14 protein-coding genes are annotated in these 21,535 nt (G+C 54.1%); 3 read left to right on the top strand and 11 right to left on the bottom strand.

The genetic code is table 11. The annotated features are described in order from the left end of the window. The first annotated feature begins 110 nt into the window (after positions 1-110). Entirely contained in the window at positions 111-521 is a 411-nt protein-coding gene (locus H7B67_RS26200) for a hypothetical protein (protein ID WP_185122840.1), read from the top strand. Positions 522-524: 3 nt separating this feature from the next. Here H7B67_RS26200 and H7B67_RS26195 read toward each other — a convergent pair whose 3' ends face one another. From H7B67_RS26195 to H7B67_RS26160, 8 genes are all read right to left on the bottom strand, one after another. Further along, positions 525-2,450 carry an ankyrin repeat domain-containing protein gene (locus H7B67_RS26195; protein ID WP_185122839.1) on the bottom strand — a complete coding sequence of 642 codons (1,926 nt, stop codon included), beginning with the start codon at positions 2,448-2,450 and terminating at the stop codon, positions 525-527. 156 nt (positions 2,451-2,606) lie between these two features. Beyond that, positions 2,607-4,697 (bottom strand): RCC1 domain-containing protein, encoded by a 2,091-nt coding sequence (locus H7B67_RS26190; protein ID WP_185122838.1) that lies wholly within the window; start codon positions 4,695-4,697, stop codon positions 2,607-2,609. A gap of 134 nt (positions 4,698-4,831) precedes the next feature. Beyond that, positions 4,832-6,352 carry an ABC transporter substrate-binding protein gene (locus tag H7B67_RS26185; RefSeq protein WP_185122837.1) on the bottom strand — a complete coding sequence of 507 codons (1,521 nt, stop codon included), beginning with the start codon at positions 6,350-6,352 and terminating at the stop codon, positions 4,832-4,834. Between the two features lie 7 nt (positions 6,353-6,359). Further along, on the bottom strand, positions 6,360-7,121 hold the full coding sequence (locus H7B67_RS26180) for a response regulator transcription factor (protein WP_185122836.1): 762 nt from the start codon (positions 7,119-7,121) through the stop codon (positions 6,360-6,362). Further along, on the bottom strand, positions 7,096-8,856 hold the full coding sequence (locus tag H7B67_RS26175; protein WP_185122835.1) for a sensor histidine kinase: 1,761 nt from the start codon (positions 8,854-8,856) through the stop codon (positions 7,096-7,098). Before H7B67_RS26175 ends, H7B67_RS26180 begins: the two co-directional genes overlap by 26 nt. A gap of 155 nt (positions 8,857-9,011) precedes the next feature. Next, positions 9,012-10,538: an ABC transporter substrate-binding protein gene (locus H7B67_RS26170; protein ID WP_185122834.1), complete on the bottom strand. Its 1,527-nt coding sequence runs from the start codon at positions 10,536-10,538 to the stop codon at positions 9,012-9,014. Positions 10,539-10,645: 107 nt separating this feature from the next. Then, positions 10,646-11,575 (bottom strand): carbohydrate ABC transporter permease, encoded by a 930-nt coding sequence (locus H7B67_RS26165; RefSeq protein ID WP_185122833.1) that lies wholly within the window; start codon positions 11,573-11,575, stop codon positions 10,646-10,648. A gap of 13 nt (positions 11,576-11,588) precedes the next feature. Further along, positions 11,589-12,533, bottom strand: a complete 945-nt coding sequence (locus tag H7B67_RS26160; protein ID WP_185122832.1) for an ABC transporter permease — start codon at positions 12,531-12,533, stop codon at positions 11,589-11,591. Between the two features lie 234 nt (positions 12,534-12,767). Here H7B67_RS26160 and H7B67_RS26155 point away from each other — a divergent pair, with 234 nt between their 5' ends. Continuing rightward, the gene (locus tag H7B67_RS26155) at positions 12,768-13,328 is read left to right on the top strand and encodes an RNA polymerase sigma factor (protein ID WP_342592490.1); all 561 of its coding nucleotides are present in this window, start codon (positions 12,768-12,770) and stop codon (positions 13,326-13,328) included. Then, positions 13,309-14,196, top strand: coding sequence for a hypothetical protein (locus H7B67_RS26150; RefSeq protein ID WP_185122830.1), 888 nt, complete (start codon positions 13,309-13,311; stop codon positions 14,194-14,196). The genes H7B67_RS26155 and H7B67_RS26150 overlap by 20 nt, the downstream gene beginning before the upstream one ends. A 251-nt stretch (positions 14,197-14,447) precedes the next feature. Here H7B67_RS26150 and srtB read toward each other — a convergent pair whose 3' ends face one another. The 3 genes from srtB to H7B67_RS26135 form a co-directional block, all read right to left on the bottom strand. After that, positions 14,448-15,245: a class B sortase gene (gene srtB, locus H7B67_RS26145; protein WP_185122829.1), complete on the bottom strand. Its 798-nt coding sequence runs from the start codon at positions 15,243-15,245 to the stop codon at positions 14,448-14,450. Positions 15,246-15,324: 79 nt separating this feature from the next. Then, positions 15,325-20,973, bottom strand: coding sequence for a SpaA isopeptide-forming pilin-related protein (locus H7B67_RS26140; RefSeq protein ID WP_185122828.1), 5,649 nt, complete (start codon positions 20,971-20,973; stop codon positions 15,325-15,327). Positions 20,974-21,151: 178 nt separating this feature from the next. Further along, entirely contained in the window at positions 21,152-21,514 is a 363-nt protein-coding gene (locus tag H7B67_RS26135) for a DUF423 domain-containing protein (protein WP_185122827.1), read from the bottom strand. Positions 21,515-21,535: the final 21 nt, after the last annotated feature.

Below are 21,535 nucleotides of genomic sequence, written 5' to 3'. Positions count from 1 at the left end.
TTCGGACTTAGCAGGAAGGAGTAAAATCGCGGATTTATGAATTTCTAGGGCTTCAACTTTGCCAACTACCTTCCGATATAGATAACAAATGGAAATAATCGAGGTGCCGTATGAAAATCTCAGAAAACCAACTCTCTCATCTACCGAGAATTCAAATTCAGAAGGGAGACAAAGAAGAGGCCGCTGCCTGGAAGCAGGGCCAATTGCCGGTAAACCGGGTGTACGTCGACTTATTGGAGATCAGCCCGGAAGCAAGAGAGCTGGCCGCGGGAGACGTTCAGCATCGGGAGGCATACCGTTACGACAGCCTGCCGCAAAGGCCGGAGGGCGCTCCTGACGACTACATCAATATGGAAGACTTGTTTAAACGGTTCCAGCCGGAGAGCTACGAGCAATTCCAATCGGCTTTGAAAGACAACGCCGCCGATGGATTGTCGCTATTGTTGAAATTCGCCCAGCAAGTCCCTAAACATCCGGAATGGATAGAGACTTACCGGGAAGAGATGGCGAACGCAAAGTAAGGATCAGGTGCCTGCGTAGTAGAGAAGAGTGGCAATCGCTTCGTTTTTGTTAGCGTAATGCATGGCATCGCGGCCTTCGGAGTCTCGAACTCCGGAGGCCGCTCCTTGCCCCAGCAAGATTCGGACCATCTCCTCGTTTTGAAGCTCCGCCGCCATCATAAGCGCCGTTTTGCCCGAAGGCAGCGCATCGTTCGGATCGGCGTTTTTCTCTAACAGCGCGCGCGTGCAATTTACTCTTCCTTTGGCAACGGCCAACAGCAACGGGGTATACATCCCCTGCGCTTTCATCCGCACGATGCCGCCTGCCTTTAGCAGAAGTTGAAGCACATTGGCGAAGCCCTTATACGCGGCTATATGCATCGCCGTATATCCTTGACTGTCCATCGCATTCACGTTTGCTTTGTGTTTGATCAGAACTTTAACCATTTCTTTATGGTTTGCCGACACGGCATAGTGCAACGCGCTGCCGTAATCCCCTATGTAATCGACCTGCGCGCCGTGCTGCAGCAACGTAAGAGCGATATCTTCTTGATCCTGCAACGCCGCCATCATAAGCGGAGTTTCCAGATGGTAGTCGGACCGATAATTCACCTTAGCTCCCGCGCGCAACAAAAGGTCTACCGCTTCGGCATGCCCAAAGTATGCCGCTGCCTCTAGCGCCGTCGTTCCGTTATATTCCTTCTCTTGTACGTTGACTCCGTTCGCTAACTCCGTTTGGAGAACGCCGCAATATCCGTGGGCGGCCGCGTTTACGAGGACGGATTGATTTTGCCCGGCACGATTAGTATGGATATCTTCCAGCCTGCCGTGGGAATATCGATCCATGACTGGCTTCACATCCGCCAAAGGGATGGTTGGGGCTTTATAGGTCAGCATGCCGATAAGCTCTTTCTCGGCTATCTTCGTTAGCTCTTTTAAATAGGCGTCTAAGTTAGACGGTTCGAGCAAAGTTGAAGAACGCACCCATTCCCCGCTTCCGAAATCGCAAGATCTTCTCCCTTCCGTATACCGGAATCCGAAGCCTAGTTGCAAACACCATTCCGAACGGTCGTTAGCCATCGCCACGGTACCGCCCAACAGATCAGAGAAAACGAAGCCGTCCGCGCTAAGTTTGTTCGCTCTCATTAACCGATGCGCGGCAGCCACTTGCAGACCCATGCCGAATGCATCGCAAACCGTATACTCCATTTCGTTCCAGGTCCGTTGGTTATAGTCGCCCCATAAATTCTCTATGTTCCGAACGGCCGCGACGGTCGTGGGCATCGCATCCAAGAGTTGGGTAAAGCCTACGGCGCGAAGTCGCCCGCGATAACAAGAATCGACGATCTGCCAAAAGGCTTCCGCAGTACCGCCGTTTCTATCAAATTCGGCAAGGTACTCATGGGCGCTTCGGGTCGCTTCCCTATTCCGCTCCCATTCCATGAGGGCTTCCGCGCGCTTCCTTGCGCTTTCGCTGCCCTGCTCGGCTGCCTTCTGATACCAATGGACCGCTTGCTCGATATCGCGTTCCACGCCGCGCCCCTCCAAATAGAGGTCGGCAAGGTTCTCCTGGGCGAACTTATTCCCTTGGCGGGCTGCAGGGATGAGAAATTCGACCGCTTTGGCGTCGTCTTTGTCAACGCCTTCGCCGATCGAGTAGGCAATCCCGACGAAGGCCATCGAGGACACGTCGCCCTGTTGCGCCGCTCTATAATGCCAATAGATGCTTCTCTCCTTCGATTCGGGAACGCCGGTGCCATCATAATAGAGCGCCGCGGCCATGGTTTGAGCGTCGACCAGCCCTTGCTCCGCGGCCTTTAACGTCCAGAAGGCTCCCTTCGCTACGTCTTTCTGCGCCCCTTCGCCATATAAATAATAGAGTCCCAAATCGTATTGCGCATCGGCGTTGCCGCTCTCCGCTAACCGCGTTAATTGCTGCAAACTAATCATTCTTCCGGTGCTCCTTCTGTGCCATCTGCAGATAATTGTCGATTTATGCCAGTTGTATTAATTCTCGATGGTTCATGGGGTTTCCTTCTCGATAGACTGCAGCACAAGGCAAGAAGCGGCGTCAGGGAGTCCCTAAGCCGCTTCTTGCCGATATCCTTAATAATCCACTTCCAGAATCCTCTGTTTCGTCTTGCTCTCGTTGAACAGGATGATCAGCAGCTCTTTCCCGTCCACCGCGATATACTGCTCGCCCGTGCTCTCCGCATAAGGCAAATCGTCGATCTTAAGCTCGTCGAACTTCGCCAATAATTCTTGCTTGAAGCTAGGAAGCTCGATGCCCATCTCCTTCTCGATGACCTTGGCGATGACATCTAGCTTCCTCTCGTCCTTGCCCGGCGTGTAATCGACGGTTATGCGCGCCGGAAGCGAATCGTCCCGGTTATAGCTGCCGCCGTCCGTCCTCGGATAGAACCGCGTCCAGTCCGCCAGCTCGACATCCTTATCGTATACGAAGTAGCTCTCGGTATCCTCCCCGTGCCCGGCTAAGATGCGATAACCCTCGTCGTAGAAGAAAGCCTTCGCGGCGGCCGAGTACGGCGTATTCGCCAGATACTTCTCATAAGCGCGCCAGACGTAGACGTAGGCCTCCTCACGCGAGACGGCTTCGACCGGCCGGAGCTTGTCCCCCTCGTTCTTGAGCAGCCCCGCCTGATCCAAGTATTGCATCGCTTCCTTCGCCTTGGCGCTAACCAGGTTCGCATCCGCATAGGTCTTCGTCCACTGCTGCGGCAGAGAATCCAATCGAACGCCTGTCAGCTTCAACGTTCGATAGAGGCCGGTCAAGAAGTCCTGCCTTGAGAGCGGCTCGTAGAGACCGAACCTATCCTTGAAGAACGGCTCGATGAGACCCTGCTTGTAGGCGATCTTCGGAATGGCCGAGTACAGGTCGTCGTAAGGCATCTCTTCCTTCGGAATCTCGAGATCGTCCCAGGACAACGCATCGAACAAGTAGTAATACAGGCTTGCCGCCAACTCGCGAGTCACGTCCGACTTGTAGAAGCCGACGTCGTCTTCCTTGATCAATTGATGAGCTTCGGCAAGCGCGATCTCCGAAGCGATTCCCTGGGCCGGAAGCGTCTGAGAGACTTCAAGCGGGATGTTCCTCATATCGAAGGAGGAGTCGGAGGACACTCCCAGCGTAATCTGACCGCTCCCGTTGTTCCCCCATCCCCAGAGCGAGCCGTCTTGCTTCTGCAGGATGACATGCTGTCCGCCCGCCGCATGCTTCGCAAGCTTGCTCCAATCGCGGTCCAAGCCGACTTGGCGCGGCGTCCCGCCGAACGTCTCGCCCCAGCCCCACAGCGTGCCGTCCTTCTTTAAGGCATAGCTATCGTACCCCGAAGCCGACACCGCGACCCAACCCGCTTCCTTGCCGATCCGGATCGGCTTCAGCGCGTTCTTGTTCGTCCCGTTGCCGAGCTGCCAATACCCGTTGTATCCCCAAGCCCACAGCGTTCCGTCGGCCTTCAACGCCAGAACGTGGCCGCTGCCCGCGGACAACGACTTCCATCCCGACGTGCCGACTTTAACCGGCGTCGGCTGGTACCTTTTGGACTTTCCGTTGCCGAAGCTGCCGCCCTCGCCGTCTCCCCAGGCGTAGAGCGATCCGTCCTTCTTGACGCCGATCGAGAAGAATTCCCCCGTGACGACTTGAACCCAGTCCTTGTCCTTGCCGATCTGAACCGGCTTGGACTTGTCCCGAAGATCGCCGCTTCCGACCTCCCCGAACGGATTGTATCCCCAGCCCCACAGCGTGCCGTCCTGCGCGATCGCGATGCTATGGGCGTAGTTGCTCGATACGGTTCTCCACTTCTTGTTCGCGCCGATCCGGGTCGGCTTCATGACGTTCTTCGTGGTTCCGTTGCCGACTTGGCCCTTGTCGTTGAAGCCCCAGCTCCACATCGTTCCGTCCTTTTTAATGGCGGTTATAAAATAAATCCCGGCGCTGACGTCCGCCCATTCCTTCGCCTTGCCGAAGACGGGCATGTATCTCTCCTCGTTCATGCCCTCCAGGCTGCCCCAAATCGACAATGTCCCGTCGGTCGTCAGAGCCGCCGTGAAGAACTTGCCCGCTTCGAGCTTCTTGTATTCTGTCTTAGTGGAGGCCGCGCTAGCTTCCTCCAGATTAGAGATCATTGCCGTCGCGAGCAGAATCGACAACAGCAATAGGCCGAGCTTCCGTCTCATCTTCGTATTCTCCTATCGTCCCTGATGGTATAATCCAGATACTGGATGTCCAGCATCTAGCATTATACTACGGGATTCTCGGAAAATGTAGAATATTGGCGAATTTATCCAACGTTTGAATTTTCGCAAGAATACTACGAATGGGCAGCCCGCCAAGAATCAAGCTGCCTCTGCACTTCGGACCGCACCTCGTCGATGCCCGCCTGCCGAAGCTCTTCGTTAAACAGCGGCAGCACCGTATCGACGTCCACGCTGCCCGTCATCAGGCTGGGAAAATACTTCTCCCAAACCATCTCGATGTTCTGCATCTGGAGCGGCATCCGGGACAAATCCGGAGTGAAGCCCAGCGTGCTCGAATTGACGGCTTCCCGGTTGCTCTCGCGGAACCGGTCCCACTTGTCCAAGGGGTCCGGGAACTCTCCGCCCATGGTCTTCAAGATGAACCAATTGCCCTGGGTGTACTGCACGCCTCCATAGCTCGGCAGCGCGTCCGGGATCGGATTGCCGTTGTTGTCCTTGCGAGGAATGGGGACCACCTGGCCGTTGTTATCCAAGTTATAATGCACGCCCTCGATTCCGAAGTTGAACAGGTTGCGCACCTCGGGATCCGTATTCAGCAGATTAAGGAATTTGACGGCCTCGAGAGGATGCTTCGTATCCGCGCTGATCGCCATGACGCCGCCCCGAACGGACTCCGTCGTGATGATCGCGGGCGTTACGGGGGATGCGACAAGCTTGTAGCCGCGATCCTTGCTCCAGCTGTTCTCCGACAACGGGCCGCCCCCCGCGGCTTTCCAGAAGACGAGCTCGCCCCGCTTCAGCCCTTGGTTCTCCCGCAAGGCCGCGTCCTCGTTGATATAGCCCTCCGTGTAATAGCGGCGAAGGATGTCCAGCACTTTTCGTGCTTCCGCGGTTTCGAAAATATTCACGACCGGGGAGCTGGGATCCAGGACGCGCACCATGAGAGGAAGCGTCTTCTCCGACACGTAGGCGTACCCGTCCAAGGCGAAGAAGTTCTGGGAGTCCTTGTCGAGCTCCATCGGCTGATAAGCGGGCTCCTTCTCTTGGATCATCCGCAGCAGCGGTTCAAGGGAAGCCAACGTCGTATACTTCGAGATGTCGATCTTGTACTTCTTCACAAGCGCTTCCGGGTACATCCACTGATCGCGCACGGCCGCTTCCTTGTTCGTCGGCACGCCGTAGATCCCGCCGTCTTCCATCCGCACGCCCTGCCAGAAGATGGGGTCGATCGCGTCATACATGTCCTTCCCCGCGTTCCCCAGATAATCGTTCAGCTTCAGCCACGCGCCGCGCTGCGCGTAGGTGGCGTACTCCGGAGCGAACGCGATGTCGAACGGGGTGCCGGCCGATACGAGGGTATTCAGCCTATCCTCATACTCCTGCCAGCCCACTTTGATATAGCTGACGGTAACGCCTATTTTTTTGACCAGAACCTCGTTGATTTTATCGTTGACCATTTGAAGATCCGGGTCGGGATCCCCGATCGTGTAATAAATCAAGTTCACCGCAGAGCCGCCCCCTCCCGCCGTCTCGGTACGGCTTGAGCCGGAGAAGCAGCCGGCCGAAGGCAGGATCAGCAGCATAACGGCCGCGAAGAAGGCAACGGGACGAATCCGATTCCACTGTCGCTGCATGGCGGCCTTATTCCCTTCTTCGCAAATCCGAGGGCGATTTGCCGAAATAAGCGTGGAAGTGAGAATAAAAATAATTCAGGTTGGGATACCCGACGGACAGCGCGATGCTGACGATCTTCTCGTCCGTGGACTGAATGCGTTCTTGGGCGCGAAGCATCCGATAGGCCATCAAGTATTCCGAGAATTTCTTCTGCGTCTCCTTAAGGAACAGCTGCCCGAGGTAGGTTCCGTTCATGCGGAACCGTTCCGCGACCGACTTCAAGCTCAAGTTCTGGGCGTATTCGGCCTTGACGATCAGCAGAATGCGATTGATCAGCTTGGATAGGCTGTCGTAGCGCACGCCGAGCACCGGGTCGATGTCCAGGTCGCCGCGGTCCACTCCGTTGATCGTCCCGTGCAGGTCCTCCACGATAATTTTCTCGACCAGATGCTGCAGCTTCGTCCGATCCACCGGTTTGAGCAGATAGTCCTTGGCTCCGCAGCGAAGGGCCTCCAGCGCATATTGGAATTCGCCGTAGCCGCTCATGATGATGTATTTGGAGGGGATGCGCAGCTCGTTGAGCTTGTGGATGGCATCATACCCGCGCTGCTTGCCGATGCATACGTCGAAGATGGCCAAGTCCGGAAGCTGGACCACCGCCTTCGAGATGGCGCCTTCGAACGTTTCGCAGGTCTCGATGTGGCCGAAGCCATAGCTCTCCCAATCCAGCGTACGCTTCATTCCCTCCAGGATCTGCGGCTCGTCATCCACGATGAGCAGCTTGTACATCCCCAATCGCCTCCTTGGATAACATCACGGTTACCTTAACGCCGGCTTCCTCGTTATTGTCGATGTTCATGGAGAAGCCCGCCCCATAGAAGAATTGCAGCCGGGTATAAACGTTGCGCAAGCCAATGCTGTCCGCCGAAGCGTCGTCTCCTCCGGAGAGCTTGTTGCGAATCTCGATCAAGCGCTGTTCGGAGATTTTGTTGCCGTTGTCCACGACCTCGAGCACGAAGCGCTCCTCCTCCTCCCAGCCGTTGACGAGGAGCAGGTTGAACTCGCTCTCGGGGTTAAACCCGTGGATAAAGAAGTTCTCCGCCAGCGGCTGCAGCCAGAACTTCACGGTGGGCAAGTCGATCAACGCCGGTTCGACATGGAACTGATAATAGAACCGGTCCGGATATTTGAATTCCATGATTTTCAAGTATTGTTGAAGCAAATTCAGCTCGCTGCCGAGCGGAATGATATTCTCGTTCTTCACGATATCGCGGTACAGCGCCCCTAAGGTAGCTATGGCATCCGAGGTATAGTCGGCACTGTTCACCAGCGCGGAGGAACGAATGACTTCAAGCGTATTGTATAGAAAATGAGGATTGATTTGATTCTGAAGCGCTTTCATTTCGGTTTCCTGCTGCTTGAGCTTCAACAGATAATTCGTGCGAATGTGTCTGTCCAGCTGATGAATCATATCGTCCAATTCCCGGGCGATCATGCCGTACTCGTTCCTCCGGTAGCGGGCCGGGGTTACCGTCGTGAAATCCGCCGTCTTCACCCGTCCGATGGAGTTGATTATCCGCCGCAGGAAGATCGCATCCTCGCGCAGATTGTAGACGATGAGCATCAGGACGCAGATCATCGCGGCGAGCACGATGAGGAACACGATGAGCAGGACGTTCGCTTTCTGTTGAATCAGCGTAGCCAAATCCACGATGCTGACGAATCGGTAATCGAACTCGTTGGAGCTGAAGGCGACGAAGTACGCGCGGTCCAACCATCCCGTCGAGAGATAGCCATGACTGCGTCCGTCTTCGACGACCCGGCGAACGAGCTCCACCGTTCTGCGGTCGCCGCCGTTGATGAGGTAGACGTCTCCGGTGGCGCTGACGGCAGCCGTTTCGCTCAGATGGTTATTTTGCACCGTCTTAAAGATCCGTTCGCTGCTGACCAGAAACCGGAATTCCCCCAGCTGGCGAGAGATTTGGTTCGGATCGGAAAATTTCTTGTGGTGGACGAATCCCTTCCGTATCGACTCGCTGAAGATGGCATCCGAGTTCGGCAGACGGAACCGATAACTCGTGTTGCCGTTGCTATCGAAGCTTATTACGTTGCCTTCCGTTTCGGTATGCAAGCTTACTTGCGTGATGTCTCCCTTGCCCCCGTTGCTTAGAAAGGACTTGATGTCATCCGGAAAGGAGACAAGCGTCCGGTTATAATGACTGCCCTGAAGCCGGCTCGTGAGATAGCCTTCCGCGTTATTCCCCAAGAAGCTGCGAATGTCGTCCACCAATCCGCTGTTGGAGTACACCCGCTGCATGAAAGCTTCGATGCGGTCGGCATCGTATTGAAGCCCGCTCTCTACCCGGGAGAAGTCTCCGGCGGCCTCGTTCCGGGAATTCCCTACCCATTGATCCAGCAGGACCGCGCAGGTGAGCCCGCCGAGCGCCAGACCGATGAACACCACGAATACCGCATATGCAATGAATTTGCCGCGATAAATCTTGATTTGCATAAATGAACGCATGCGGCGTCTCCTTCGCAAAATAGGCTTTGGTCGCACCCGACTGCTTCCACCATATAACGGAGTCGTCGATTCTGGCAATCCCGCAATGGGTGCCAGAAAACCCGAACGGCATTCTCCGTTCGGGCCTCCTGGATATCGATCGCAAGGATTAACTCTTATTTAAAATAAGCGGCGATTTGCTCTTGAGCGGCGCTCATGATCTTATCCATGCCGGCCGCCTTCAGTTCCTCGACGATCTTCGGAACCATCTTCTCCGGATCGGAAGCGCCCGTCATCAGCTCGTAACGGTATTTATCCCATACCGCCTTGGTATTGGCCACCTCGGTGCTCAATTGGCTGATGTCCAGCGCGAAGCCCAGGTTCGCGGAAGAGGTCGCTTGATCGTTCAGCTTGCGAACCTGTTCCCACTGATCGACCGGAGCGCCCTTCGTCACGGCCAGGTTGAAGAACGTTCCTTGCGTATACGCGGCCAGCGGCCAGGTGTCCGTCTTGCGCTCGATGACTTTATCGCCGTCCACGCTGTCGAAGTCGACGCCCAGCTCGCCGAAGGCCAGCATGTTGCGCAGCTTCGGATCGGTGTTGACCAGCTGCAGGTACTTCAACGCTTCGCTCTTATATTTCGAATTGGCCGAGATCGCGTTCAGGGAGCCTTGGATCGTGCTCGTCGTGTAGATAGGCCCGAAGATCTGGAACATATCGTACTTCTCGACGCCCTCCGTGATCTGCCAGTTCGCTTCCGCGCCCGGGAAGGCCTGCGCCGCGAAGAACGGACGGCCCTTGTCCGCTTCGGTCTTGGTCGGGGCATCCGGATTGATGATGCCGTCCTTATACCATTGGTGCAGCTGCTTCAGACCTTCCATGATGTCCGGCTGCTCCAGCACGGAGACGACCTTGCGGGAAGCGTCGTCCACCTTCACTCCGACCGGCGGCAGACCGAGCGTCATATCGTCGTAGCCGTTGAAGAATCCGTTGAATCCGTCGCCTTGGGTGAGCGACAGCGGGTAGAAGCTCTTGCCTTCGCCAGCCTTCATGTCGCGGAACGGCTTGTCGAGGTCCTTCAGCGTCTTGATGCCGCCGGTGACGTCGATGCCGTATTTCTGCACGTACTTATCGTCGAACACCCAATATTGCGTCAGGGAAGAGTCCTTGTACGTCGGCACGGAGTAGATTTTCCCGCCGATCTTCGTTCCGTCCCACACCTTCTGAGGGATAAAGTTATAGAGATCGGGAGTTTCGCTCTGCACCAGGTCGGTGATATCGGCGAAAGCGTTCATGGCCACTTGCTGGCTGTACTTGCTGTTGTTCGTAAACATGATGTCGAAGGGTTCGCCGGTGTTCACGATGGTATTGATCTTCGTGTCCCAGTCCCCCCAGCTGGCTACCTTGATGTCGATCTTCACGCCGATCTTCTCGGCCGTGTACTCGTTCATGGCCGCGATAGCCTTGTCGAAGTTAGCCGGCACGACGCCGCCGATCGTCCACCATACCAGGGTAGGCACTTCGCCCGAATCGACGGGCTTGCTCGCTTCAGGCTGCGAGCTGGCGCTAGGACTGGAGCTGGAAGGCGGAGCGCTCGATTCGGATCCCGAATTCGAATTCGAATTGCTGCAGCCCGCAAGAGCTGTCGTCAGGAGCGCGGCCGCGGCTCCCATGGCAAGCCATTTCTTTCTAGTCGTCACCATAAAACATTTCCTCCCTTTGATATCTTTCTTTGGATATCCTTCTTTGTCCCGCCGGCTACAGCATCCGGCGGTTATCATAAACCGGATGGATCCCGGCTTATTGCGAGTCAACCCTTCACGGCGCCTACCGTCAGGCCGGAGATAAAATACTTTTGGAAGAACGGGTAGGCAATGGCCACGGGAACCACGATGACGATGGCAACGGCCATGCGCGCGGATTCCTTAGGCATGGTCGCGACCAGCTCCGCATAGCTGACGCCCATGCTGGAAGCGTTCTTCGCCAGGGCGTCCACGTTGGTCATCAGGCTGTTCAGCAGCGCCTGCAGCGAGTACAGGCTCTGGTTGTCGATGTACAGCATGGACTGGAACCAGTCGTTCCAATAGGAGAAGCACAGGAACAATCCGATGGTGGCCAGCACCGGCAGCGAGATCGGCAGCACGATCGAGAAGAAGATGCGCAGCTGGCTCGAGCCGTCGATCTCGGCCGATTCGATCAGCGCGTCCGGAATCGTGCTCCGGAAGAAGGTTTTGCAGATGATGACGTTGAAGGAGGAGACGGCCAGGGGCAAGATTAGCGCCCAAACCGTATCTTTCAGGCCAAGCAGATTCGAGTTGATATAGTAGCTGGAGACCAGGCCCCCGTTGAACACCATCGGAATAAAGACGACCCAAGTCAGAAGTCCTTTAAGCTTGTAATTCGGCCGGGAGAGAACATAGCCCATCGAAGTCGTCAGCAGCACGCCCAACGCGGTACCCACGACGGTAACGAGCACCGAGACGCCAAGGGCTCGGGTGATCATCCGCCCCTGTTCGGCAATATATTGATAAGCCTCTCCGGAGAGAGCCGTCGGCAAGAGATGGTAGCCGTCGTTGCGGATGGAATCCTCGCTGGATAGCGAGATGGACAGCACGACCAGGACGGGCACGAGGCAGATCAACGCCAGCAGGATAAAAATCGCGTGGAAGCCCGCGTTCGCGGCATTCCCGATCCGGTTGAACTTATCGAGGCCCGTCGCATACTCCGCTTTCTTGCTCATTTTCCGCTCCCCCTTACATCATGGCGCTGTCCGGATCGATGCGGCGAACGATCCAGTTGGCCGTTAGAATGGTCACGCAGCCGAGCACGGATTGGACGAACGCGGACGCCGAAGCCATCCCTACCGTAGCGGTCTTAAGCTGCTTGTACACGAGAACGTCGATGGTCGTCGCCACGTTGAACAACGAGTTGGAGTCCCGCGGCACTTGGAAGAACAAACCGAAATCCGTATAGAAAATGCGGCCTACGGCCAGGATGAACATCATCACGATGACAAGCTTCATGAGTGGCAACGTAAGGTATCGCGCCTGCTGCCACTTGGACGCGCCGTCGATGACGGCAGCCTCGTAGTACGTGCTGTCGATGCCGGAGATGGTCGCCAGGTAGACCACCATGCCGTACCCCAAGCCCTTCCACACATTCATAAAGACGAGAAAGTACGGCCAATACTTAGGCTCCATATACCAGTTCACGGGATCCTTGCCCATGTCCGCCAGGAATTGATTCGCGATCCCTTTATCGAAGCTTAGAAAAGCCCAGACAATCGCGGAGACAACGACCCAGGAGAGGAAGTAGGGCAGGAACATGATCGTCTGATAGGCTTTGCCAGCTTTGCTGCTGTGCAATTGACCGATCATGAGCGCCAGCGCGACGGGAACCACTATGCTCAGGACGATGAATATCGCGTTGTAGCCCAGCGTATTGCGGATCACGACCCAAGCGTCGTTCGACTTGAACAGGAATTCGAAGTTCTTGAAGCCGGACCATTCGCTGTGGATGACGTTGCTTAAGAATCCGCCGTGGATCTTGAAGTCCTTAAAGGCGATAATGAGACCGAACATCGGCAGAAAACAAAACAGGATATACCAGATGGTCGTCGGAAGCGCCAGCAGAGTAAGCTCGGTATCCTGCGTGCGCCAGCGCGTTCGCAAGCGTCTGCGTCCGCTCTTGGTGTCCATATGAACCGCCCCTTTCCGTTTGTTCGCGCCTTGTGTGTACGCGCTTACATTTGCTCGTGAAACGCTTCTCTGAATCCGTCTAATTGATGTAATTGTATAGAAATTCGATCGCTCCGATCCAGACCATAAACATAAGAACGCAGTCAACAAACGTTAGATTTCCGGGAAATGGACTCGAACGGATGCAGCGGATTTCGCGCTCAGGCCGTCTATAAGGTTGGAGGTGATGATCCCGTGAAGCCGGCCGGCTCGAGAGACAAAGACAACTTCTCCCCGCAACCTTCGGAAGCCTTGGAGCAGCTCATGGAACGTTACGGCGCAACGGTCTTGCGCACCGCTTATTTCTATACCGGCGATCGTCATCTGGCGGAGGATATCAGCCAAGAGACGTTCCTGAGGGCTTACCGTTCATGGACCTCGTTCAGGGGAGAGAGCTCCGTTAAGACGTGGTTGACGACGATCGCCGTCAACGTATGCAGGGACAAGATGGGCGTCCGCATGTTCACGGAGCAGCCCGCCGATCTGAGCCGGGTAGAGCTCGGTCGAACGATTAGCGTAGAAGAGGAAGCGCTGGATAAATGGCAGAGAAGCGAAGTTGTTCAGTACCTGCTTCGCTTGCCCCTGCCGTATCAGGAAGCGTTGTATTTGTACTATTACCTGGATTACAGCACGCGGGAGATCTCGGAGGCGACGTCGACTCCCGAAGGAACCGTGCGCAATCGCCTGCACCGCGCTCGGGAAGCGCTGGCTAGGGAGATGAAGGAGGACACAAGCGATGACCGATACGGATCATAAGCTGCGAATGCGATTGAGAGAGGAGTCGGACGAGATGTTATTCGCGAATATGGAACTGAGCGAGCAAACGAAGCAGAGAATCCGCGAGCAAGCGGCGATTGAGACGGATGGCCAGGCAGAATTGAAGATGGAGACGAAGAAAGAGGAGATGCGGATGGAAAAGAAGATCGGGTCGAAAGCGAGAATGCCAATGGGGTTGCCGACGGAGAAGGAGGGGATTCGGGTGGAGAAGCAGACGGGATTGCCGTCGGAGAACTCAGGCATGCGGATGGAGAAGCAGATGAGCAAGTCGGGACGGCGTTCCTTGGCGCCTCGAAGCTGGAGACTCGGCGCCGCTGTCGTGGCGGTCGCAATCTTGATCGGGTCCGGGTATGCGCTGGTTCAGAACCAGAACCAGAGCCAGAACCAGACCGTTGCGGATCCCGGCGGGCAGCCGAGCGCCAGCCAGCCGTCCGGCGGGACAGGGGCTGCCTCGGGCTCCGAGCTTTCTTCGCTCGTTACGACTCCGCTAAGCTCCGCGGAAGACGCGAAGGCGGCGTTCGGCGAGGGCCTGCGGCTGCCCGCCGCCGCGCCGGAAGGCTTCGAGCTGACGGAGATGGTTGCGGTCGGGGAAGCCGGACAGCCCGCCAGAGATATCGTCCTCACGTATACGGCCGGCGATAAGACGTTGACGTTCTCGGCCAGCCGCATGACCGCCGCGTTCCCGACCGATCTGTTCACCCCGGTGCAAGTCGGCGATGCGGACGGGTTCGTGTTCGAGCAGCCCGAGCTCGTCGAGCTTTATTGGACCGTTGACGGTGTTCAATATTCGATCATCGGTCCCGTGTCGGCCGACAGCGCCCTGCAAATCGCCGGTTCGATCCAGTAAACGAAACAAGCTGACGACGGAGCTCTTCCGTCGTCAGCTTGTTTGGAGTTATTACTGCCAGTTCACCGGCTAAACTTATTCTTTGCGACTCTAACGGACATCAGCGACGCTTAAACACCGCAAACCTACCTTCGAAAATTCTAACGGTCACCAGGAACCCTTAGAGCTCCAAAATGGTCATTTTACTTAGAAACTCAAGCTCTAAGAGTCGCAGATGTCCGTTACATTTTTAAAAGTGTGTGGTTACGCTTCTAAGCGTCTCTCACGTCCGTTAGCCGTACTCGCTTCGCATGAATAATTAATCTGGCATCGGTAACCTCATAGGTGCAGGTTACCAGGGTAAGAAGTTGATCGTCCGAGGTCGCTTCAACTCCCGTATCGTACAAGGATTGTCTCTTAATCGCATCCAGATAGGCTTGATACTGCTGAGCATCTGCAAACTCATATTCAAAGGAGCGACTCTCGGGACTATAAATATAAACGGAGAAGATTTGATAGGTCGCCGGTTCCTTAAGTCCTTCAAAAGCGATCTTATCGTGCTCTTGATAATAGGCGGCGTCCTTGTATTTCGATAGCTCGCCGAACATGCTGCCATCCTTCATATGATGACCATAAATGACCAATTGCGCGTTCTCGTTCTCCTCCGTATATCGATAATCCATAAATATCGCGCCTCGCTGCGACCGCTGCTTCTCCACGTTATGATTAAGGTAATATTGATTATCGCCGGATTGCACGACGGGGTAATCGATGTCCGTATCGTCAATGCGAATCCAACCTACGATATCCGGATTGATCGCCAGCAAGGAATCGAATCGTCGCTGATAGCTCGCCTTCGATTGCGCTTCCTCCATGAATTGTCCCTGCCCGGAAGGGTTCGTCTCTTCCTGCATTTTCTGCGCAGCTTCATATTGTTGCTTCATACGATCGTTCAACTTGCCGCTTGCATAACCGTCATACAGGTAAACCCCTATCCGATAGCCGCTGTACGCGAATACGGCAATAAGAATAACAAGCAAGACTCGCCTAATGACCTTTACCTTCCCCATTCTATCCCTCAATTCAGCTAACAGCCAAATAAGGAATGCGTACATTCCGAGGAACGTACGCATTCTGCAAGAAACGGAATTACTGTTTTCGTACTCTTCTACCGACTCCCAGCAAGGCGAGGATAAGTACTCCGCTGCCGACAAACAGCCAGATCATCGCAGCAATGGCGTCTCCTGTCTTCGGCAATTCCGAATCAACTCCGGCTGCCGCATCTCCGCCGCCGCCATTGTCGCCGCTATTGCCATCGACGCTGCCATTACTAGCCTCGCCGCCATCGGAAGTTCCCTCATCGTCGCTTCCGTTACCCTGCTGACCCGGCGTTCCGCCGTTGCCTACCGATGCCACATTCGATTTCTTATTGACGATCGAATAGGCCAGAACTTCTCCGTCAACCGTAATGGTAATCGCTATTTTATCGGTAGACTTCTGATAAGACTCAGGTGCGACCAGTTCGTGCAACTGGTAGGTGCCGTAAGGAATACCCTTGAAGCTCGCGATTCCTTCGCTATTGCTTACGACAGATTGCACTAGCTTACCGGATCCATCATACAAGCCGAACTTGGCTCCTTGCAACGGCTCCTTACGTTCATTCACTTTCGTAATGACAATATCGCCGCGAATAAGCTTATTCACCATGGTGCCGGCATTATGGACTTTAACCTCTTCCGTCACGGTTACCGGCAACGTAGTATTAGTCAGAATATACCCTTTGAGAGCTTGAATTTCTTTCACGATATATTCGCCTGGAATAATGTTCTTAAACGTCGCAACGCCTTCCGAATTGGTTGTACCCGTCGCGACTGGCGTTGCCAATGAGGCATCGGAAGCTTTGTACAAGGCGAATTTTACTCCTGCCAGAGGCTTGCCCGCATCGTCGACTTTGTTAACAATTACGTCCGGCCAAGGAGCATCGCCGCTGCGTTCATTGACGAACGTCAGCTTCACCTCGTTGTTCATCGTTGCAATAACGGCCTTCTCTACTCGGTCCGTCTTCACATAATTAGCAGGTGCTTCAAGCTCCTTAACGGTATACGCGCCTGCCGGCACCGCTAGGAAGCGAGCAATGCCCGAGCTGTTCGTAACGGCTTCCTTTACAAGCTCGCCTTGTAAATCGTAGAGACCAAACTTCGCGCCCGCAAGCGGAGCTCCGTTGACATTAACCTTTTTTACTTCGATTGTACCTATAATAATGGATGCAGGTGTCGGTTCGTTCTCGAAGTTCCCAAGGCTATATGTTTCACCCTCTTGCCTAACGGACACAGACAGCTTGTCCTTGGAGAGATTGTATCCGCTAGGCGGAGTAACTTCGATAATGGTATAGTCTCCGTACTCCACGTCTTCGAAACGAACAATCCCCTGATCATCGGATGTTACGGTTGCGATCTCGCGATCATAGGTCGTATCGTCCGCCGCATAGAGAGCAAAGCGCGCATTCTCCAGAGGCAAGCCGGTATACTTAGCAACCTTAACAAACTCGACATCGCCTTTAATAATCTGGTTCGTTACATCCGGAAGCGTTACGGTCGTATTATGCTTCAGCGCATCGATGTCTACGGTCGCAACGTCGCCGGTTAATGGGTTATACCCGACCGGTGCTGTTTTCTCGCGGATCAAGTACTTGCCTTCATGAACGTCGGTAAACGCAACTCGGCCATCGGAGCCGCTGGTTACCGTCTGAACGACAGCTTCGCTATCGTTAACGTCCAGCAGCACGAATTCCGCGCCGGCCAGCCCATCCCCCTTCGCATCGACCTTCTTGAATTCAATGTCAGCCTTAATAAGCGTATTGACTACCGGGGCAAGCGAGATCGTTTGATGGTGATCGTTCGCCGTTATCGTTACGTTGTAGATGTCCCTGCTATCGGTTAGATAACCATAAGGCGCTTCGATTTCTCTTATGGTGTAGGTGCCTTGACCTACATTCGTGAACTTAACCTTGCCATCGGATTGGCTGACCTGCGACTGTACCAGCTCATCGGAGGCCCCGTACAATCCAAATCTTGCTCCCTCTAGTGGCAGGTTGTTCTCCGTGTGCTTAACGAACTCGATATCCGATTGAATCAGCTCGTTCGTGACATCGGCAAGCTGAATCGTCGTACCATACTCTGCTTCCGTAATGGTAGCCGTTCCGATAACGCCGGTAAGCGGCACATAACCGAATGGGGCAGCCGTCTCGCGAATCGTATATTGCCCCGCCAAGACATCCTTGAATTCTACCGTTCCATCGGCCGCGCTTAAGGTTGTTGCCACTACCTGATTATTGTCGTTATACAAGCTGAACTCGGCGCCCGCTATACCGGCTCCTAGAGTGTTTTTCTTCACGAACTTAATATTGGCTTTAATTAATTCATTCGCAACCGGTGCGAGATTCAACGTTTGTCCATGGTCCTGGGCGGTGACCTCTACCTCATGGACCACGCCCGTTAAGGTGCGATAGCCGACGGGCGCCGAAATTTCACGGATATCATACTGTCCATAGACGACATCCGTAAAAGATACGACACCCGAGCTTGTACTCGTTGCTGTCGCCAATGGCGCAGAGCTTGCGGACGCCCCGCGTTCGAACAGTCCGAACTGCGCGCCGGCCAGCGCGTCGCCGGCTTCATTTTGCTTCACGAACTGGATATTCGCTTTAATCTTTTGGTTCTTAAAGATGAGTTCCATCGACTTCTGATTGGTTGCCGAATCCAATTGCGCTTCAATGGCATCCGCTACCACCGCGCTTGTTCCGGTAGGCGTTGCCGCGGTCCCATCCACGCTCACGTCGCCGCTCAGCAGATAACCCGTCGGGGCTTCTACCTCTTTGACATAGTAGGGCAAGTCGATTTTGATACGGTTAAATTCCAGCTCGCCATCTACGGTCGCCTTCTCTTGAACTTTATTCCCGAATCGATCGAACAACGCAAATGTGGCGCCCGATAACTTCTTATTCGTATCCTCCAGGTCTACCTTGTTAACGATAAGTTTGCCTAGGTTGCCATATCCCAAGCTGCCCCCTTCCAGGAAAGTCACTTGACGAGCATCGCTGGATTGATAGGCGCTATCGATATTAACCGGTGTACCGTTCTTGGAACCGAATAGATTGATGCCATTAGAGAATTGAGCCCCCGAAACCACGCTTTCGGTTACGTAAGTACGGAACGAAAGCTTGTAAGCCGTAGCGATATCGCCCGGAAAGTTGAATCTGAACTGTCTAGTTGTCGCATCGTATTTAATATGACTGCCATCCAGCGAAATAGCCCTGCCGGCGCCTAATCCGTCATCTCCGCTAGCCGGAAGCGAATTCGGCAGGTTAACCGCTTGGTCATAGGCTATCAGAGATACGCTTGTCGTATCCAGCTCCAGACCTTCTTGCAAATTGTCAATCAGCCAGAAGCTATCTACGTTCAACAACGAATTCAGATTGACCGCATTCGAGTTCAGGTAGACGACCCAATCGATATACTTATTGCCGAACGTGGTCGGAATGCCCATTTTGCTAACGATGCGGTTTTTGATTTCTTGCGTGGCAGACATCTTGTTCGTCTTGGTTGTCCCGTTATGGGTTAACGTAGCTTCATTGGTAATGCTGAAGTTGCCATTGTTAAGGCTGCTGTCCTTCACGGTAAAATGCGATTCGTCAACGATTTGAGTGTCGAATAGAATCACATACTTCTTGGTAATCGGCTGGTTGAAGGAGACGGTTACGACTCCATTGTCTTCATTAACCGTTACTAAGCTGCTTGCATCCGCTCCGAGACTATCGACAATGCTGAAGTTGCCCGCATAGGCAAGACCCGCCGGAATGGCATCCGTAATCACAACGTTAGTCAGCGGGTTGGCTTGATAGAAGCTTGGGTCAAGAGCGCCAGCATTGCTGCTTGGAGTCGTATCGCCGTTCTCGTTCACGATAAATCTCCATGTCACATGACGATTGGAAATATTGTAGCCCGCTTGTTCCTTGCGAAGGACATTGCTTGAGAAGGACTGCGTCCCCGTGCTGTCAAAGGCAATCGACCCGCTAGTAAAGGTAGCCTTATTCGTAAACTGACCGCTGCTGTTCGAGGTAATGTTCTCCGTGCTAACCGGCTTGGTATCGAAAGTAAGGACATACTTCGAGTTGATTGCCGAATTGAACGCGTAGCTCAACGTCTTGGTCGCCGTATCATAATCGAGCGTCCCGCCCGAATAAACATTACCTTGATGGTCTACGATTCTGGCAGAGCCTTCCATGTATTGCTGGTTATTCGGAATGGTGTCCGTAATCGTTGGTGCCGCTAGATTGATGCTCTCATTATTGATCACCATCGACCAGGAGATGACGCCGTTGGATCGGTTGTAGCCTGCTCCGGACTTCGTAAACAGGTTGCTTCCAACGCCGACATTGGCCCCTCTGGATATCCCCGTTCCGGTAAGACCATCCCACTTAAGCACGGCGGTGTTGTTAAAGGTATAAGAACCGTTAGCCGTAAACCGTGCCGGATCGATCTCCGTTAGGTACTTAATCGTAACCTTGCCCGTAATATTTCCAAGATTAAACGTAACGTCCGATCCGTTCACCGTTGGCGTGACGCCGGTTGCGCCCGTAATCGTCTCCGATCCGGCTATGAAGGTAAGACCGCTAGGCAGCTTATCCTCAATGACGGCATTGTCGAACGTTAACTCATCCTCGTTGACGACAATCGTCCACTCTATGTTCTTGGTATTATTAACGGTTGTAGTTGGAAGGTAATTGCCGGATTTGCTCAAAATATTAAGGGGGATCGTAACCGTCTTAGGGTGATCTGCAGGGGTGGTTTGGTTACCGTCATGCGTTAGCAGCGCGTCGTTCGTTACGTCGATCGAGGTTTGGCCAGCGGTCAAAGCGTCTAGCAAGGCCTGCTCCGTGAGAGTGGTAACGAACGTGATCTCTTGCTTCGACGAAAGGGTGCCTAGCGATAGATTTAGCGTATTGCCTACCAAGGAGATGTCGCTGGCATCAGGAGCCGCATTATTCACTTCGATCGAGGATATATCGAGGCTTTGGCTTGCTGGAATAACATCCGTCAGCACCGCATTCTCTACCACATTCGTGGCGCTAAAATCGGCTTTATCCACGGTGATTTTCCATTCGATGCTCGTTCCGTTCGTAATTGCACCGTCTTTCGTGACGGTGACCGGCTCCGGCTCGGGAGGAGGGGCTGCCTTAAACGACAGCGTTACCGTTCTCTGCGGTACGGTGAAATTAATATCGGTGTCGCTGCCATCCGTATTTATGGCGCTCGGATCGAAACTGCCCGCGATATAGAAGGCGCCGCCGACGTTCGATAACGTTTCTATGGCGCTTGTGAACACAAGCCTTATTTTATTGCCCGGATCCAGATAAGCTTGCGCTATAGTGTCTCCGTCTTCCGTGACTAGATCAGGCAATGGAATGGTACCACCGCCGCCAGGGAAAACAAGGGCTTGGGGCACATCAACTTCGATGTAGTCTCCCGCTTCGATAGAGTGAACATTAGGCACGGTAAAGTCGTACCACAAATAAAACTGCGTCGACGTGTCGATATCTTGCTGACCTACCAGCGTAACTTCATTTTCTACGGGCGCCCCCGTTTTCTCTTTAAGATCCACACCTGTAATAAACTGAGAAGCGACTTGATCTGTTACGTCATTGCCCGCTGCATAGGCAAGGAACATGGAGGATACAGGCCCCGCCTGAAGCGCAATAATCAGCAAAGCACTCACTAAGATCTTCGCGTACTTCCGCAAGAATATTTCTCCCTTCTATCGTACGTTCATCAACAAATGATTGTAGGTCATCCATCTGAACATTTTCTGAATCGAAAAAAGCTGACGACGGAACGCATCCGTTGTCAGCTTTTTTCGAGATATGGCGGTATAACGCAATCGTGAGAAAGGAATGATTATCGTACCGTTTAGCTAGCTGCTACAGGACTCCCAAGGCGACTAGCACCCAGCCGACTATGAAGGACAAACCGCCAAGCGGGGTAATCGGGCCCAACAGCCGAACTCTCTTCATGCTCAACACATACAGACTTCCGGAGAACAGAACAATCCCCGCCAGCATAAACCAACCCGCGAGCTCGATCAGACCTTCTTCTGGATATTGGCCAACCAGCAGGCCAACCCCTACCAAGCCCAGCGCATGGATAAGATGATACTGCACGCCAACCTCGTATACTTTCAGCTTGTCCGGCTCCAGCTTGCTCTTCAGCATATGCGCCCCGAACGCTCCCACCGCAACCGCGATGGCCATTAGAATGCTTCCTAGTACGATGAATGTTTGCATGGGTGAGTCTCCTTTCACTTA

This window comes from Cohnella thailandensis (assembly GCF_014212135.1).
Lineage (GTDB): Bacteria > Bacillota > Bacilli > Paenibacillales > Paenibacillaceae > Cohnella > Cohnella thailandensis.
This window is presented reverse-complemented; position numbering and strand designations above follow the sequence as displayed.

Coding starts and splice junctions, on each gene's coding strand:
- H7B67_RS26200 (WP_185122840.1), top strand. CDS start 111: ATGAAAATCTCAGAAAACCAACTCTCTCATCTACCGAGAATTCAAATT.
- H7B67_RS26195 (WP_185122839.1), bottom strand. CDS start 2,450: ATGATTAGTTTGCAGCAATTAACGCGGTTAGCGGAGAGCGGCAACGCC.
- H7B67_RS26190 (WP_185122838.1), bottom strand. CDS start 4,697: ATGAGACGGAAGCTCGGCCTATTGCTGTTGTCGATTCTGCTCGCGACG.
- H7B67_RS26185 (WP_185122837.1), bottom strand. CDS start 6,352: ATGCAGCGACAGTGGAATCGGATTCGTCCCGTTGCCTTCTTCGCGGCC.
- H7B67_RS26180 (WP_185122836.1), bottom strand. CDS start 7,121: ATGTACAAGCTGCTCATCGTGGATGACGAGCCGCAGATCCTGGAGGGA.
- H7B67_RS26175 (WP_185122835.1), bottom strand. CDS start 8,856: ATGCGTTCATTTATGCAAATCAAGATTTATCGCGGCAAATTCATTGCA.
- H7B67_RS26170 (WP_185122834.1), bottom strand. CDS start 10,538: ATGGTGACGACTAGAAAGAAATGGCTTGCCATGGGAGCCGCGGCCGCG.
- H7B67_RS26165 (WP_185122833.1), bottom strand. CDS start 11,575: ATGAGCAAGAAAGCGGAGTATGCGACGGGCCTCGATAAGTTCAACCGG.
- H7B67_RS26160 (WP_185122832.1), bottom strand. CDS start 12,533: ATGGACACCAAGAGCGGACGCAGACGCTTGCGAACGCGCTGGCGCACG.
- H7B67_RS26150 (WP_185122830.1), top strand. CDS start 13,309: ATGACCGATACGGATCATAAGCTGCGAATGCGATTGAGAGAGGAGTCG.
- srtB (WP_185122829.1), bottom strand. CDS start 15,245: ATGGGGAAGGTAAAGGTCATTAGGCGAGTCTTGCTTGTTATTCTTATT.
- H7B67_RS26135 (WP_185122827.1), bottom strand. CDS start 21,514: ATGCAAACATTCATCGTACTAGGAAGCATTCTAATGGCCATCGCGGTT.